Source organism: Enterobacter sp. BNK-29, assembly GCF_048684785.1.
Lineage (GTDB): Bacteria > Pseudomonadota > Gammaproteobacteria > Enterobacterales > Enterobacteriaceae > Enterobacter > Enterobacter cloacae_M.
This window is the reverse complement of sequence record NZ_JBLQTU010000004.1, coordinates 236638-251448: the sequence shown is the minus strand read 5'-3', so window position 1 is coordinate 251448 and position 14811 is coordinate 236638. Positions and strand designations below refer to the sequence as shown.

The following is a 14811-nucleotide window of genomic DNA, read 5'->3' as shown; positions in this document are numbered from 1 at the left end:
GTTGAACGGCCCGGTGTATCAGGCCGCTCTGTCATCAGGATGCTTTAAAAAGATCGATGTGATAGCCGCTGGCGTTGAGCAGGTAATCACGAGAAACGGTTATCTCTGTACTGAGCGCCGTCAGATCAATATCCACCAACTTGCCCGCACGTTTACGAAGCTGGCCGGCCACCATCACGGTATCCACATCAGACCGCTCTATCGCCTGCACGACGGTACCAATGACGTTGGATACCGGGAAAACAGCGGCTCCGCTGGTGCGAACCATGATAATGTCGGCCTGCTTGCCTGGCGTAAGGGTGCCAATCTGGTCCTCCAAACCGGCCGCACGCGCGCCATTAACAGTTGCTGCTTTCAGGACGTCCTCGGCCGTGATGGGTGACGGCACATTGTCCTCACCACGGAAGCGACGGTAGCGCATAGCCGATCGCTGTTGCCCGAACAGAGCGTGCATTTCCCCGAACATATCGCTGCCAAAGGCAGTATCAAGGTCAATGCCCAGTGCCGGGGTCAAGGCGCGATCGACAGCCTGCTGGTAGGCAAAACTTTCATCGTCGAAGCCAAATAGCGCATCCGACCGTGGATTGACCGTGATGTTCACTCCTGAATCGGCCAGGAGCTTCCACGTATCCTGAGGAACCCTCGAACAGTGATTGAAGATGTTATGTGTGCCCAGTACGCCCGGCGTGGCAAACTCAGGGCCGAGATTGGCGAGATCGCCGATGAATTCGGTCAGAATGCGCATGTCGAGTTTGCGAGCGACCTTCCACCAGTCAAGATTAAGCTGACCAAACAGACCAACGTGCACCAGGCTGTCACTAGTATTCCAGCTTCGCGACAGCCGCTCCAAATCGGCAGGCAAATGCGCCGACGAAGCTTCTTTATCCATTGCTGCACCGACCATATGTAACGCACGGATGCCGCTTTCCTTTAGAGCATCTAATGCTGCATCAGTATGCTCGGGGCTGCGCGAGTTGTGGCAGGCATCAATGATGGTAGTTATACCAGCGTCCAATGAGGCAAGTGCCGTGAGCCTGGTACTTAGGTACATGTCCAGGGGACGATAATGTTTGCCCAGTTTCTCTGCGACCACATCGATGTAAGCAAAAAGATCGTCGACATTTGGCATCATGCGGCGCATTACGCCAAGCCACATATGGTGGTGAGCATCCACCAGGCCGGGCATAACAATATGGCCAGATGCATCGATTACCTGGGCATCATCCGCCTGCAGTTCCGGACCCACTGCTGCGATACGGTCGCCATGGACGAGAACATCGCCCACGGAGAGGTTGGGAATATTGGCATCCAGAGTAAGGATGATGCCGCCTTTAAAAAGAGTGCGCGTCGTTGTCATTTCGTATTCCTCAGGGTTAAGTGATGCCGTTCGTTGCGAGGTTCGCCCAGCCGGAGACAGGTAAAATAGCGCCCGGCAACGAATTGGCTGACACAATAGGTTGCGCACCATTTTTGATAAAGGTAGTTTTATGCAAATTATATTTGAATAAATTCAAAGGTGAGTCTCTATGAGTTTTGACGGAAGGCTTCTGTCAGGATTGAGCGTGTTGGCCGCAGTTGTCGAGGCGGGTAGTTTCAGTCGCGCTGGCGAGATGCTGGGACTGTCCGCTTCTGGCGTGAGCAGATCGATAGATCGTCTTGAAGAGAGGCTCGGAGTGCGCTTGCTAAACCGTACGACGCGTACGATGAACCTGACGAACGAAGGCCGGGCTTTGTATGAGCGCGCCTCGCCACACCTTGAAGGGATTGAAGTTGCGGCAAGCTACGTATCCGGTGCCGCCACTGCTGTACGAGGATCATTACGGGTCAGCGTTAATCCAATCTTCGCTCGTTATATTTTGGCCCCGAAACTGCCTCTTTTGCGCGAACGTCATCCGGAACTGGAACTTACAGTAGTGCAGCAGCCTGACGTGGGGGATCTTGTGACAGAGGGTATAGATGTTGCGGTGCGTTTCGGTCCGCAGCTCCCCTCAACTATTTCTTCGAAATTGCTCTTTCAGACGCGCGTACTCACCGTGGCATCACCGGCATATCTGAAACGGCATGGTCGACCTGAGCATCCTGAGGAACTAGTCACGCATGAGTGCATTCAGTATATCGATCCTCGCCGCGGGAAACCGTTTGAGTGGGAATTCCGTCGCGATCGCGAAGTAATGGCAATTGATACTCATGGTCATTTGACGACAACCGATGTAGATCTGATGGTGCAATCCTGCGTAAGTGGTGTTGGTATTGCCCAGGTACTTTCACTCAGCGTCACGCAATTGATTGCTGACGGAGTGTTGATCGAACTTTTTCCGGAATGGCCAGGCGAAACCTATCCGCTGTATATCACGCGGCCATCTCGTCGACTGCCCCCCGCTGCTGTCGAAGCCTTTATGGAATTTTGCGCTGAAATTTGCGCAAATCATGAAGCGAACTGAAAAAAACTATCAGCTGTTGGCCGCACTTTAGCGGCGAGCAGCTGATAGCCTCAGCGATACTCACGAAATTTGTCTGTTCACAAACATGACCCCATTCATTTATTCCTTATTCGATATTATTTACTCTGCCTCAACATGTACGCTGATATTCAGCCGTTTTGCTTCCATGGATATCATTTTTTGGGCAAGAACCATATTGCCGCCATGTACTTGATCTATTAGGTGCTGGACGAGAGTCATCATCAAAAAATCCTTATTAGCCGGATAAAAATCGATCATATCAATCCCGCTATCCTGCAGCTGCTGATGCGTAGATCTCTCCGTTTCAGCAACTATTTCGGCTACTCTGGCCTGCATCTTGTCGATTTGCTCAAATACAATACGGTTTATGATTTCGATTTGTTCTGGCTTTAAGTCCTTTTCCATCATTACCTCTCATAAAATTTTGTAGCTAAGAAAATTTGGATTATGACAAACCTAATATAAGTATAGAAAGTGAGTCTTCATTCATCATTCAGCAGTATCTTAGGTACGACGGAACGATTAATGCCGTACAACGATATACCGCCAGTATACCCTCTCCATAATCAGCAAGATCGGTCAGGATTTTGGCCGTTCGGTGAGGCAAAGTAGGTCATCAGGAGGATGCAATGAACGATGCAATCAAAACGGCTTACCGCGAGCGCTTCACGACGGTGTGCGACTATATCGCCCAACATCTCGATGAACCGCTCACGCTGGAGATGCTTAGCGCGTTAGCCTGCTGTTCGCCTTATCATTTTCACCGGCAGTTCCTGGCGTTTAGCGGCCAGCCTTTGTATCGCTATATTCAGTGGTTGCGCCTGCGTCATGCGTCCTGGCGACTGGCGTTTAATCCTCAGGATAAGGTGATTGATATTGCGCTCGATGCCGGGTTCCAGAGCCCTGAATCGTTCAGTCGCGCCTTCAGAAACGCGTTTGGAAAAAGCCCGCGTCAGTTTCGGCAGCAGCCGGACTGGCTGAACTGGCACCAGCGCGTACCGAAAATGACCTTTCAGGAGCAAAAAACGATGGAAATTGAGATTGTCGATTTCCCACAGACCCAAGTGGCAATGCTTCAGCACCGTGGCAACCCGGATCGGGTAAATGACAGCGCGGCGAAATTTATTGCCTGGCGTAAAAGCACGGGCCTATCGCCAGTACACGAAAGCAGCACGTTTGGTATTGCCTGGGATGACCCGGCAACCACACCCGCAGACGCCTTTCGTTTCGATATCTGCGGCAGTATCTCTGAAGCGATACCAGAAAATGAATTCGGGGTTTGCAGTGGCGAAATCGACGGCGGACGATACGCCGTAGCCCGCCACACGGGTTCTCTGGATACCATTTCCGCCACGGTGTGGGCGATGTTTCGCGACTGGCTACCGGCCAGCGGCGAAACGCTGCGTGATGCCCCGGTATTTTTCCACTACCTCAACTTCATTCACGAGGTGCCAGAACATGCGCTGCAAACGGATATCTACCTGCCGTTAAATTGACTATCCCTTGTTTCCACCTTTTTCCGGGTAGCGCAGAGCTTCCCCGGCACAGGACTCCCTTGCAAACTGCGCCAGCGTTTGCCGTTCCTCCTTGAGTCAGCGGGTCGCCCCCGCTGGCCACTGATTAAATTTTCAGATCAAAGATAGAACTGAAACCCTGTCACTAATGGGCCATCCGCGCCTGCGCGATTGGTGCAAAAAATCAAACACACCTTTAGATAAAGGCCACTTATTCTGGCATACGTTCCCAGGTAGTATTCAGACACATGACGAGTAAAGTTGTGACTTAATAGTCGCAGTACCTCTAATGCAGATAAATCAACCCACGGAGATAAAATGCTGGTACTTTTTACAATGTTTATATTTTCACTAACGCTTTCATTTTCTCCTGGCCCCGTTAATATGGTGATTATATCGTCTGGTGCCGTTCACGGCTTTAGAAAGACCTTCTCATTTGTCTCCGGTGCAACGATAGGGTTTACGTTGTTACTTATCTTTATATGTTTCGGCCTTTACGCTGCAATCGAAAAATATCCAGTGTTTTTCCGGTATCTTAATATTGCCGGCTCTTTATTTATAATGTATCTGGGCTATAAGATAGCGTCGTCACGGTCCGATATGTCATTAACAAAAACGGATTCACCCGGTTTTATTCAGGGTTTTGTCATGCAGTGGATCAACCCCAAAGCATGGACCGCGTGCGCCTCTGGGGCAGCGATGTTTTCTGAACCCTCAACCCCTGTGACAGGTCTCGTCTTTATCACGATCTATTTTTTAGTCTGTTATATGTCGCTTTCAGCATGGGCATTGATGGGAGAAAAGGTGTCGACGCTGCTCAGGAGCACGCGGCAGCTCCGCACGTTTAACGTGTTGATGGGCGGGCTGTTGCTTATTACGGCGTGTTACATGCTCTTTTTAGCATTTTAAACCCGTTATAACGCGTGAAACTCAATCGCGTTATAAATATCATTAATCAATTTGTAGGCAATACTGCTGGTCGACATATTAGAAGGCCATACGGCATAGACTTTCAGCGGTTCTAATGCCCAGTCAGGAAGTATTTCCTGCATTTCTCCGCGCTTAATATCCTCTTCGCTTAAATAGTGAGGAGGTGCTGCGAGACCAATTTGTTGTCTGGCAAGGGCATAAGCGGCTTCAACATTATCTACATACACCGTGGGCGTATACGTCACGACAGCCACTTCCCCATTTTTATGTCGGAATTCCCGGTTATTCTGCCTCATATTGAGTCCAATCCATGGCAGTTTCGCCAGGTCATCAGGATGCGTAATCGTCGGGTAATGGCTGAGCAATTCCCGGGACGCAACTACCTGGCGCGGCAGCACAAAAAGATGGCGCGCTTTAAGAGAGCTGTCCGGAAGTTCGCCGATTCGAAATGCCACATCGATACCGTCGGCAATAATATCTCTGCGCGTATCGCTGTAAGAGATATTCAGTAAAATGCCCGGATGACGTTTTATAAAATCGGCCAGATGGCGAGTAAACGCACTCTTCAGAAAAACGGCAGGAAGAGAAATTGTCAGCTTATTCGCCGTAGAGATCGAACGCTGTTTAAATTCGATGACCCCCTGCTCATAAAGCGCCAGCATCGATTTGGCCGTTTCCAGCAAATTGGCGCCATCGTGAGTCAGAGAGAGTTTACGGGTGTTTCTGTACAGCAACGCGCAGCCAAGATTTTTTTCCAGCTTTGATAAATGCGCGCTTGCCGTTGCGGTTGTAAGCCCTAACGCTTCCGCCCCACCTGAAATGGATCCTGCCTCAGCAATCTTTGCAAACACTATCAGATAACGAATGTCATCAATCATTTATCGTCCTGTCGCGACGGCGTTCCTGCGAACTACGCGTTTAATCATAGAGTTACGATATCGTACTTTCCTCTCCGGTCGCATCTCTTTTTATCGTTTGGACTTTAGCGCCCTACTCATTTTGCGAGGCGCTGCAGTGTCAACCCGGCGACATCCTCTCCTGGGAGACGGACAGCCCGGAATGACGCGCCTGCGCCAGCGTTTGCAGCTCCTCCTTAAGCCAGCGGGTCGCCCCCCGCTGGCCGCTGCGTTTATGCGAGTAAATTTTCACTTCAAACGTGCGTATCGAAAACGGTAAAGGAAAAATCCTCAGGTCCGCTGCCGCAGCCAGCTTCTCAGCGGCAAAACGGGGGATAGCCATCAGCAGGTCGCTTTCCGCAACGATAAACGGCGCGCTCAGCATCGACGGCGTTTTGATCGCGATTTGTCGGGTATAGCCCAGTTGTTCCAGCCGCACGTCCAGAACGCCCTGCTTCTCATTCCATGGCGTCACCACCAGGTGTCGGGCCGCGAGATACTCCTCCAGCGTGAGACGCGTCCGGCGCGCGTTGCTGATGACCACATACTCATCTTCAAACCAGTCGATCTCTTCCAGTTCCGGGTGCCGGATATCATCCTGAGTGCTGAACCCCAGCGCGAGATCCACTTCGCCCGCCAGCAGTTCCGTCAGCGCAGGGCTGTGCGGCAGATAGCGCAATTCGAAACGCAAACCCGGGGCAGCAAGCTGCAGTTTGTGCATCAGCGCCGGGAAAATGCAGAGCGCGGTAAAGTCCGTAATCCCAATTTGTAAGCTTTCGGTACTGCTGGCCGGGTCAAACTCCGGCAGTGGGGTCAGCTCATGATTGAGGAACGACAATGCGGAAGCAATGGAAGGCGCAAGTTGAGTGGCATACACGCTGGGGGACATGCGATGCCCTTCCCGAAAAAAGAGCGGGTCATTAAGGGTGATGCGCAAACGCGACAGCGCATGGCTCAGTGCCGATGTGCTCATCGCCAGCTCGTCAGCGGCCAGCCGAACGGAACGGTGGCGGTAAATCGCGTCGAAAACGGGTAGCAGGTTTAAATCAAGACGCCTCAGTACCTGATGCATAATATTCATCATTTGTTGATTTCATTGCACTTAATTCTTCGGACAATACTCCGTATGCTTAACGCCATCAATCGAACACAGGCTAAAACACAGGAAAAACAATGAGCATCACCATTCGTCAGGCCCGCCCCGAAGATGCGGCGGTAATATACGCCATGATCTACGAGCTGGCGGTGTATGAAAAAGCGCCGGAAGAAGTGGTTACCACGCCGGAGGAGATCCGCGAAACGCTCTTTGGCGCAGGCACAAAAACCGAAGCGTTGATCGCGGAGTTTGACGGCAAGATAGCCGGCTATGCCGTGTTCTTCACCAGCTATTCGACCTGGCTGGGACGCAACGGGATTTATATGGAAGACCTGTACGTTTCCCCGGACTATCGCGGTAAAGGCGCGGGAAGAGCGCTGCTGAAACATATTGCGCAGCTCGCGGTAAAACGGCAGTGCGGGCGCCTTGAATGGAGCGTGCTGGACTGGAACCAGCCCGCCATTGATTTTTACCTGAGCATAGGCGCGCTGCCGCAGTCCGAATGGGTTCGCTATCGTCTTGATGGCGACGCGCTGCTGAAATTTGCCGAATAGCGACACGTGGTATCGGAGCTGATCCCACCCGCGGGATCGCTCTGTCCTGCCTTGATCCCGCCTCAACAGATTCTGAATTTATGCTACCCTTCCATAAATTTCATAAACATATTGCAGAACGCCATGACGACAGCCCCTTTTATCCGCCCACAACTTTCCCTGCCAGACGGTGCCGACAGGCTGCTGTTGCACTCCTGCTGCGCCCCCTGCTCGGGTGAAGTGATGGAGGCTATCCAGGCTTCGGGGATTGACTACACGATTTTCTTCTACAACCCCAATATCCATCCACAAAAGGAATACCTTATTCGAAAGGAGGAGAATATTCGGTTTGCGGAAAAACACGGCGTGCCGTTTGTTGATGCCGATTACGACACCGATAACTGGTTTGAGCGCGCGAAAGGCATGGAATGGGAACCCGAGCGTGGCGTCCGCTGCACCATGTGCTTCGATATGCGTTTCGAGCGTACGGCGCTCTATGCGGCAGAAAATGGATTCAGCGTCATCAGCAGCTCGCTGGGGATCTCCCGCTGGAAAAACATGCAGCAGATAAATGACTGCGGCCAGCGTGCTGCCGCGCGCTATCCGGGTATGGTTTACTGGGACTATAACTGGCGTAAACAGGGCGGCTCCTCTCGCATGATTGAGATCAGCAAGCGGGAGCAGTTTTACCAGCAGGAGTACTGCGGGTGCGTTTATTCGCTCAGGGACAGTAACCTGCATCGTAAGTCTCAGGGACGCCCGCTGATTCGCATCGGGAAACTGTATTACGGTCAGGATGACAATGAGAAATAACGGGTTCCCGGTATAGAGATATATCCGAAAACAGCCCTGACGTGTACCGAATTTAGCCTTACGTCTCCCACATCGGGAAAGAGCGGCTATCCTTTAATTATCAACAAAAGGAGGCAAAAATGTCTGATTTCGGTACTGATAAAAACACCCAGTTTGCAGAAGATAAAGCAAAAAATAAATTTGACGAGCTTGCAGGTTCAGCGCAGCAGCAGTTTGGTGAATTCGTCGACTCACCAAAGCATCAGGTAAAAGGAGCGGCTAAAAAATATGCCGCGCAGGCCAGCGATGCCGTTTCCGACGTCACTGAAGCTGTCAGAAATAATCCCCTCACCGGCCTCGTTGCAGCAGGTGCGGTCGGTATTGTTCTCGGCCTGCTGCTGGGTCGAAAATAACAAAAGGCCCTTCGGGGCTTTATTTTTCTTAGCTAAAAATCCTGACCATGCGGTCTAACTCTTCCTCTTTCACGGCCCGCGATAAATAATATCCCTGAAAGTTTTTGACGCCCAGCGCGACTAATTTTTCAAACTTTTCTTCACTATCAACCCCCTCGGCAATACAGTCCGTTCCGGTCATGTCGCTGTAAATCTGTATCGCTTTAATCAGGTTATAGTCATTGTCGTTTGCCACAAAATGCTCAACGATATCGCGATCCAGCTTAAGACCATCAAAATGCACCTGCCGCACCGGGAACATGGTTTGATGATTAGAGAAGCAGTCATCCAGGAACAATCGACACCCCGTATTACGCAAATGCCGCATGGTTTCAGGGATCCTTTTGTCCTTCGTCACGTCAATATCTTCTGCGAATTCAAAGACCAGCTTCTCGGCCCACTGCGGTTTGAGCAGCATGTCGATAGCTTTCTTTGCCATATCAGGCAATGCATTCCCGGAAGCCAGGCGAGGCGGAATATTCACAGAAAAATAGTATTTACCGTTATACTTATTAATCCCGGACACGGCAGCATGGATGACTAGCGCCGTTATTTTCAACCATATCTCATGGTTTGAAATATCCGTGAGAAAACTGGCCGGCTTGACAATTTTACCGTTTTTATTCCAGCGGATCAGTATCTCAAAGCCTACGCCTTTTTTGTCACGATCGGTAATGATCTGATAAGCAGGGAAAATTTCCTTTTTATATAATGCATTAAAAATCTCTGCTTCCTTATCCGTAAACTCCGTATTTTGACTCCGCCGCTTGATACTTCTTTCCGCATTAAAATTGTGCGAATCGTGTAACCACCGCTTAATTAAGCGTAATTTCAGCACGCCTTCCTTTCGGTGCGTATAAACCGTTTTATTAGAAAGCCCCATTTCATCACACATTTCTTTTACGGACATGCCGCGGTAGAAATTTAATAAAACGTCAATCTCTCTTTTTGTTAGCCACTTTACGTTATCTTGCGAAGAATTATCCTTGTAGCGATCGCGTAATAAGTACGAACGATCTTTAAAAACATGATGGTGCGTTTGAGAACCAGTGATGACATCTGAAACGCGGGCTATGCGAATCAATGATAATTGATAACTATTATTTAAAAGAGTGCCCAGGGTGCGATATAGCCAGCCATCCGGTATGTCGCCATACAGGGTGACGCGTCGAATAACGGGAAGTGCATTGAGCACGGATGCCAGTCGCTTCAGGCTTTCCAGGAGACTGACGATACCTTTTCCGAGAAACACCACAATATGAGCGCTCTGATTTATAAGGATATTTTCCAGATCCTGTTGGGATGTCTCATCCCCGTCAAAGTGAATATGCGAAGCCTGTATTCCGTACTGGTTAAGGATCAGACGATATCCCTGGAACGTAAAACCGCAGGCGGAGATGACAAATTTATGTTCATCGCACGCCTCATTTCTGAGAGAAATTTTGTGGGTCATAAACTGCTCCTGGGCACTAAGGCGCCATTTCCATTTGTGAATACGTAAAATTTAACGCACCTGTTATAAACATTAATTTTACAGTACCGCCTCAGGGTAAGAAACAGATATCAGCTCAACTCACAGGAACATCTTTGCGTTAATCACCGTCGTTTAAATGTACTTTTCTTTGCAAATAACAACGGCAAACATCTTATTCTCAGGGTATAATGAAAATTCCGAAAAGAAGAGTGGACACTTCATCTATCGGCTCATTCAAATACGAGAAAAATGCTATGGATAATCACATCTCATCCAGGGCCTTGCTACATCGAAGGGATGTTATAAAGAACAATCCGCGATTCGGTGAGGCAATATTAGAGCACTACACAATTAATGACACCATCTACAAAAAACAACCTTTGTTCTACAAGACAATGCTGCAGGAATCACGATTTAACATTATTCTCTCCATGTGTTGTTTTATTTTTGGAAATCAGGCCGAGTCAGTTTCAGAGATTAAAGAGCTATGCTCTCGCTATAAAATAGCCAGCCCCAACAGCGTGATTGCGATCATTACGATACTGAGAACCACCGGGCGCATCAGGACCTGGCGCTGCACGGATGATCGACGCAAAACGAGAATCGCGCCAACTGAAAAAGGACTCAATGAACTCAAGCGTTATATGTCCGGCGCTTTTTTGCCCGTCAGCATTCTTTATCCGGCATTTAATATTAATGTTAATCTGCTGGATAATGATATTTTGAGAAACAACTTCTTCCGCCGCGCGGCTGAATATCTTTTTCGAGGATTAACGTTCAGAAAGGTGTTGCCTGAGGTAGGATTATTTATTGATAAAGATGGCGGCCGTATGATTATGCTTTATATCTATCTGCAGGCCATGAAAAATAAATCTGCTCACGGTGCGGTCATTGACTTTTCAGCCAGCACGCTCGCAAAAGAATTTTTTGTTTCACGCATCCACGTCAACCGAATTATCAAGTCGGCACAAGAGGCGGGATATCTTAAAGATCGTGGTGATGGTCGGATGTCGATATACCCGGCGTTTATCGACCTTGTCGAAAATTATGCCGGTTTATATTTTGCGTATGTTACGCATTACATCAACGTTGTGCCTAAAGAGCGACGCCACGCTCACAACGTGACGTCAACCGTATAATCCAGCAGGCGTTCGGAGTTCCGAACGCCGTTCCCCTATCGTTCCCGCAGCGCCTCTTTTGCCTTGTTCAGCGGTTTCAACAGATAATCCAGAATGGTTTTGCTGCCGGTTTTAATATCAACGGTGGCAATCATGCCCGGAAAGACCGGAAATTCCTGACCCTGCTTATTGGTCAGATGGTTACTGTCGGTACGTATATAGACGCGATAGTAGTAGACATCCCTTTTCACCTCATCCTGCAGGGTGTCCGGCGAAATCATGGTCACTTCCCCTTCCAGCCCGCCGTAAATGGAGTAGTCATAGGCCGTAATTTTCACCAGCGCTTTCTGGCCGGGATGGATAAACGCCACATCGCGCGGCGAGATTTTCGCTTCGACTACCATCTGATCGTCAAGCGGGACAAGGCTCATCAGCTTGCCGTTCGGCGGGATAACGCCTCCCACGGTCGTGACGTCAATATCCTTCACGATCCCGCGAACCGGAGCATTGAAGGTCAGCCGGGTCAGGGAGTCCTCACGCCCTTTCATCACCGAACGCTGGGCCTCAATCTCCGCATTGGCTTTCGCCAGCTCCTCACGGGCGCGAACGTAATACTGGTTTTTCATCTCGGTGATTTTATTCTCAAGCTCATTTTTTTGCCGCTCAAGACGTAACACCTCAACCTTGCTGGCCGCTCCCTGGGTCACCAGCGGTCGGGTTAACGACAGCTCGCGCTGCACCAGCTCGGCGCCCTGACGCAACCCGGCCAGCCCTTTTTCGAGACTTTCACGACGGGACTGGTAGAGCGCCGTTTCCTGTTTGACCAGCTCAACGTCGTCATCCAGCTCCTCCGGAAACGCGAGCTCCGTGTCGTTCACCTCGGCCTTCAGGCGCGCAGCGGTTGCCAGCGCCGCATTCAGGCGAGACTCGCTCTCCAGCACGCTCGACTCGGTTTTTGTCCGGTCAAGCTGCGCGAGCTGCTGCCCGCGTTCCACGATGTCGCCTTCGCGCACCATCAGGCTGTGGATGATGCCGCCTTCCAGGGACTGGATGACCTGCTCATGCGAAGACGGTATGACCTTGCCGCTGCCGGTCGTCACTTCATCCAGATGGAACAGGCTTGCCCAGGAGATAAACACCGCCAGCAGGGCGAACAGGGACCATGCCACCAGCGACGAGCGCGGCAGGCGCGGCTCCTTCAGTCGGCTATTGAAACGAGAGAAATCATTCATGCCGCTCCCTCCTCTGCAACCGCCGCCGGCTTCATGGTCACGGTGCGCTGCGCGGCTTTCTGCGGCGCCATGCCGTGCTGGTGCAGGATCGCATCGCGCGGGCCGTCCATCACAACCTTGCCGTTTTCCAGCACGATGATGCGGTCAACTAAATCCAGAATCGGCAGGCGATGCGTCGCCACCACCAGCGTCCGGCGTTTACCCAGCCATTTGTGAAGATGCTGAATAAACTGCTTCTCGCTCATTTCGTCCAGCCAGGCGGTAGGCTCGTCCAGCAGCAGGATATTCGGCGAAGTAATCAGGGCACGCGCCAGCAGCAGCGCCTGACGCTGGCCGCCGGAGAGGCCTGCGCCGCCCTCGTTGACGATGTAGTTCAGCCCCATTTTCTGTTTTCGCACAAAATCCAGCGCGCCGCTGTTGACCAGCGCCTGGTGAATCTCATCGTCGGTGGCTAACGGGTTCCCCATCAGGATATTGTCCCGCACGGAGCCAAAGAACAGCCGGGCCTGCTGGCTGAGCAGCTGCATGTCGCGACGCACGTCGGCCGGGTCCAGATGATTGAGGGCGATATCGTCGAGCAGGATGCTGCCCTGCTGCGGCTCCTGCATGCCCGCCAGCAGCTGCAGCAGCGTGCTTTTACCGGAGCCGTTGCGCCCGAGCACCGCCACGCGCTCTCCGGCGCGGATCTGCAGCTTGCTGATGTTGAGCACGGTGAGTTTTTCTTCCTCGTCGTAATAAAACCCGACGTCCTCAAGCGCATAGTCGCCGCGCAGGTGGGCCTTGTGCACCTTCTTGCCGTGCTGCGGATCGTCAATCGGGCGCTGCATCAGGTCGTCCAGCCCCTTGCGGGCCACCTTTGCCGACTGCCAGCGCGAAAGCACGCCTGAGATCTGCGACAGCGGCGCGATGGTACGCGACGCCAGAATCGAGGTTCCCACCAGCGCACCGGTAGTCATGTCGCCGCTGATGACCAGGTAACAGCCCACCAGCAGCACCACCGCGTAGACGATGGACTGCACCTCCTGTGTCCAGGTCAGCAGTAACCCCGTCAGCCAGCGCTGCTTCATGCCGACGCTGGCGGCGACGTCGTTGGTGTTGTTCCACTGGTTCTGGAAACGCTGCTCGGCGCGCATCAGCTTGATGTCTTCAATGCCCTGCACCGCTTCTACCAGCGTGGCGTTGCGGATGGCGGATTCACGCATCCCTTCGCTGGAGAGTTTCCCCAGCGGGCGCTGCACCAGCAGGCCGGGGATGAGCAGCAGCGGCACGGCGAGCAGAACCACCAGCACCAGCGGCCCGCCAATCATCCACAGAATAAAGACGAACAGCAGGAAGAACGGCAGATCGGAAATCGCCGCAATGGTGGTCGAGGTAATGAGCTCGCGCACCGACTCCAGCTCGCGGATCTGGGCGATAAAGGATCCGGTGGATTTGGATCGCGCGCCGTTTTTAATCCGCAGCGCGTGGGCAAACACGCGTTCAGAGATGCGCAGGTCGGCGCGCTTCCCCACCACGTCAGAAATATGCACGCGCAGCATGCGCATGATGAATTCGAACACGATGGCGATCATCACGCCGCCAAACAGCACCCACAGCGTGGCTTCCGACTGCGACGGCACCACCCTGTCGTACACCTGCATCGAGAAAACCATGCCGGAGAGCGCCAGCACGTTGGCAACCAGCGCCACCAGCATAATGTCGCTATAGCGTCGCCAGTCCTTCAGCGCCAGCTGCCAGAACCAGTTTTTCTCATAGGGTTTGATGTAGTCGTCCACGCGGGCATCCGGCGTGGATTCGAGCGGGCGCAACACCATCAGCCCTTTTAACCGCGCCCCGAGCTCGTCACGCGTCAGCGTGGTCTCCAGGCCGCCGTCGCCGCTAAACTGCAGGCTGACGTTGCCTTCGCTGTCCATGCGGTTAATGACCGCGATTTGTCCGCCGGTGAATTCCGCCAGCAGCGGCAGGCGCCACGGATCGAGGGATACCGCTTCAGCCGCCACCATACGCATCCCCAGCCCAAGCTGGCGCGCCATCTCCTCCAGCACCAGCTGGCGCGGAGACTGGCTTTCATGGTTAATCGTGACCCGAACATGCTCCGCTGAGAAATCCAGCCGGTAGTGCTTCGCGATGATGAGCATGCCCTGCAGCCAGGGTTCGTACTGTGGATGTGTCTTCATAATGCTACGTCCTGTCCAGAGCGGTAATTTCGCACTGAAATGATACCTTTACGGAATGATTAAAAATCGAACACTTTCTAAACGAGCCCGCAAAATAATCATGTGAAATATAGGGTTATCGCTATTCATGTAAAG

The 14811-nt window shown here is 51.9% G+C and carries 15 protein-coding genes; 8 read left to right on the top strand and 7 right to left on the bottom strand.

From position 1 onward, the window contains the following. Window positions 1-34 precede the first annotated feature (34 nt). Window positions 35-1357, bottom strand: a complete 1323-nt coding sequence (locus tag ACMGGX_RS20785; RefSeq protein ID WP_348561115.1) for an amidohydrolase family protein — start codon at window positions 1355-1357, stop codon at window positions 35-37. 169 nt (window positions 1358-1526) lie between these two features. On the opposite strand from ACMGGX_RS20785, the gene ACMGGX_RS20780 reads away from it, so the two are divergent. Further along, on the top strand, window positions 1527-2441 hold the full coding sequence (locus ACMGGX_RS20780; RefSeq protein ID WP_202769736.1) for a LysR family transcriptional regulator: 915 nt from the start codon (window positions 1527-1529) through the stop codon (window positions 2439-2441). A gap of 120 nt (window positions 2442-2561) precedes the next feature. On the opposite strand, the gene ACMGGX_RS20775 is transcribed toward ACMGGX_RS20780, so the two are convergent. Next, window positions 2562-2867: a nitroreductase gene (locus ACMGGX_RS20775; RefSeq protein WP_345790893.1), complete on the bottom strand. Its 306-nt coding sequence runs from the start codon at window positions 2865-2867 to the stop codon at window positions 2562-2564. A gap of 224 nt (window positions 2868-3091) precedes the next feature. Here ACMGGX_RS20775 and ACMGGX_RS20770 point away from each other — a divergent pair, with 224 nt between their 5' ends. Next, window positions 3092-3958, top strand: a complete 867-nt coding sequence (locus ACMGGX_RS20770; RefSeq protein WP_420298900.1) for an AraC family transcriptional regulator — start codon at window positions 3092-3094, stop codon at window positions 3956-3958. A gap of 336 nt (window positions 3959-4294) precedes the next feature. Continuing rightward, on the top strand, window positions 4295-4885 hold the full coding sequence (locus ACMGGX_RS20765; RefSeq protein ID WP_420298899.1) for a LysE family translocator: 591 nt from the start codon (window positions 4295-4297) through the stop codon (window positions 4883-4885). Between the two features lie 5 nt (window positions 4886-4890). Here ACMGGX_RS20765 and ACMGGX_RS20760 read toward each other — a convergent pair whose 3' ends face one another. Continuing rightward, the gene (locus ACMGGX_RS20760) at window positions 4891-5784 is read right to left on the bottom strand and encodes a LysR family transcriptional regulator (RefSeq protein ID WP_348561110.1); all 894 of its coding nucleotides are present in this window, start codon (window positions 5782-5784) and stop codon (window positions 4891-4893) included. A 59-nt stretch (window positions 5785-5843) separates the two neighbouring features. Between ACMGGX_RS20760 and ACMGGX_RS20755 the strand changes: the two genes are divergently transcribed. After that, the gene (locus tag ACMGGX_RS20755; protein WP_407065669.1) at window positions 5844-5969 is read left to right on the top strand and encodes a helix-turn-helix domain-containing protein; all 126 of its coding nucleotides are present in this window, start codon (window positions 5844-5846) and stop codon (window positions 5967-5969) included. Here the strand turns inward: ACMGGX_RS20755 and ACMGGX_RS20750 are convergent. Further along, the gene (locus tag ACMGGX_RS20750) at window positions 5924-6886 is read right to left on the bottom strand and encodes a LysR family transcriptional regulator (protein WP_348561108.1); all 963 of its coding nucleotides are present in this window, start codon (window positions 6884-6886) and stop codon (window positions 5924-5926) included. The two genes, ACMGGX_RS20755 and ACMGGX_RS20750, sit on opposite strands and share 46 nt — an antisense overlap. A gap of 89 nt (window positions 6887-6975) precedes the next feature. Here ACMGGX_RS20750 and ACMGGX_RS20745 point away from each other — a divergent pair, with 89 nt between their 5' ends. The 3 genes from ACMGGX_RS20745 (at window position 6976) to ACMGGX_RS20735 (ending at window position 8636) form a co-directional block, all read left to right on the top strand. Further along, window positions 6976-7452 carry a GNAT family N-acetyltransferase gene (locus ACMGGX_RS20745; protein ID WP_348561106.1) on the top strand — a complete coding sequence of 159 codons (477 nt, stop codon included), beginning with the start codon at window positions 6976-6978 and terminating at the stop codon, window positions 7450-7452. A gap of 123 nt (window positions 7453-7575) precedes the next feature. Continuing rightward, the gene (locus tag ACMGGX_RS20740; RefSeq protein ID WP_023311652.1) at window positions 7576-8244 is read left to right on the top strand and encodes an epoxyqueuosine reductase QueH; all 669 of its coding nucleotides are present in this window, start codon (window positions 7576-7578) and stop codon (window positions 8242-8244) included. 119 nt (window positions 8245-8363) lie between these two features. Then, window positions 8364-8636 carry a DUF883 family protein gene (locus tag ACMGGX_RS20735; protein WP_023311651.1) on the top strand — a complete coding sequence of 91 codons (273 nt, stop codon included), beginning with the start codon at window positions 8364-8366 and terminating at the stop codon, window positions 8634-8636. Window positions 8637-8664: 28 nt separating this feature from the next. Here the strand turns inward: ACMGGX_RS20735 and ACMGGX_RS20730 are convergent, their stop codons facing one another. Beyond that, the gene (locus ACMGGX_RS20730; protein WP_420298898.1) at window positions 8665-10128 is read right to left on the bottom strand and encodes an EAL domain-containing protein; all 1464 of its coding nucleotides are present in this window, start codon (window positions 10126-10128) and stop codon (window positions 8665-8667) included. Between the two features lie 275 nt (window positions 10129-10403). Between ACMGGX_RS20730 and ACMGGX_RS20725 the strand changes: the two genes are divergently transcribed. Beyond that, the gene (locus ACMGGX_RS20725) at window positions 10404-11288 is read left to right on the top strand and encodes a hypothetical protein (RefSeq protein WP_063439474.1); all 885 of its coding nucleotides are present in this window, start codon (window positions 10404-10406) and stop codon (window positions 11286-11288) included. A 35-nt stretch (window positions 11289-11323) separates the two neighbouring features. Here ACMGGX_RS20725 and ACMGGX_RS20720 read toward each other — a convergent pair whose 3' ends face one another. Continuing rightward, window positions 11324-12499, bottom strand: coding sequence for an HlyD family type I secretion periplasmic adaptor subunit (locus ACMGGX_RS20720; protein ID WP_420298897.1), 1176 nt, complete (start codon window positions 12497-12499; stop codon window positions 11324-11326). After that, window positions 12496-14676, bottom strand: a complete 2181-nt coding sequence (locus ACMGGX_RS20715) for a type I secretion system permease/ATPase (RefSeq protein ID WP_420298896.1) — start codon at window positions 14674-14676, stop codon at window positions 12496-12498. The genes ACMGGX_RS20720 and ACMGGX_RS20715 overlap by 4 nt, the downstream gene beginning before the upstream one ends. Window positions 14677-14811: the final 135 nt, after the last annotated feature.

Excerpts from the sequence above, each read along its gene's own strand:
- ACMGGX_RS20770 (WP_420298900.1), top strand. The coding sequence starts at position 3,092 with ATGAACGATGCAATCAAAACGGCTTACCGCGAGCGCTTCACGACGGTG.
- ACMGGX_RS20745 (WP_348561106.1), top strand. The coding sequence starts at position 6,976 with ATGAGCATCACCATTCGTCAGGCCCGCCCCGAAGATGCGGCGGTAATA.
- ACMGGX_RS20740 (WP_023311652.1), top strand. The coding sequence starts at position 7,576 with ATGACGACAGCCCCTTTTATCCGCCCACAACTTTCCCTGCCAGACGGT.
- ACMGGX_RS20765 (WP_420298899.1), top strand. The coding sequence starts at position 4,295 with ATGCTGGTACTTTTTACAATGTTTATATTTTCACTAACGCTTTCATTT.
- ACMGGX_RS20715 (WP_420298896.1), bottom strand. The coding sequence starts at position 14,676 with ATGAAGACACATCCACAGTACGAACCCTGGCTGCAGGGCATGCTCATC.
- ACMGGX_RS20750 (WP_348561108.1), bottom strand. The coding sequence starts at position 6,886 with ATGATGAATATTATGCATCAGGTACTGAGGCGTCTTGATTTAAACCTG.
- ACMGGX_RS20735 (WP_023311651.1), top strand. The coding sequence starts at position 8,364 with ATGTCTGATTTCGGTACTGATAAAAACACCCAGTTTGCAGAAGATAAA.
- ACMGGX_RS20760 (WP_348561110.1), bottom strand. The coding sequence starts at position 5,784 with ATGATTGATGACATTCGTTATCTGATAGTGTTTGCAAAGATTGCTGAG.
- ACMGGX_RS20785 (WP_348561115.1), bottom strand. The coding sequence starts at position 1,357 with ATGACAACGACGCGCACTCTTTTTAAAGGCGGCATCATCCTTACTCTG.
- ACMGGX_RS20725 (WP_063439474.1), top strand. The coding sequence starts at position 10,404 with ATGGATAATCACATCTCATCCAGGGCCTTGCTACATCGAAGGGATGTT.
- ACMGGX_RS20720 (WP_420298897.1), bottom strand. The coding sequence starts at position 12,499 with ATGAATGATTTCTCTCGTTTCAATAGCCGACTGAAGGAGCCGCGCCTG.
- ACMGGX_RS20730 (WP_420298898.1), bottom strand. The coding sequence starts at position 10,128 with ATGACCCACAAAATTTCTCTCAGAAATGAGGCGTGCGATGAACATAAA.
- ACMGGX_RS20780 (WP_202769736.1), top strand. The coding sequence starts at position 1,527 with ATGAGTTTTGACGGAAGGCTTCTGTCAGGATTGAGCGTGTTGGCCGCA.
- ACMGGX_RS20775 (WP_345790893.1), bottom strand. The coding sequence starts at position 2,867 with ATGGAAAAGGACTTAAAGCCAGAACAAATCGAAATCATAAACCGTATT.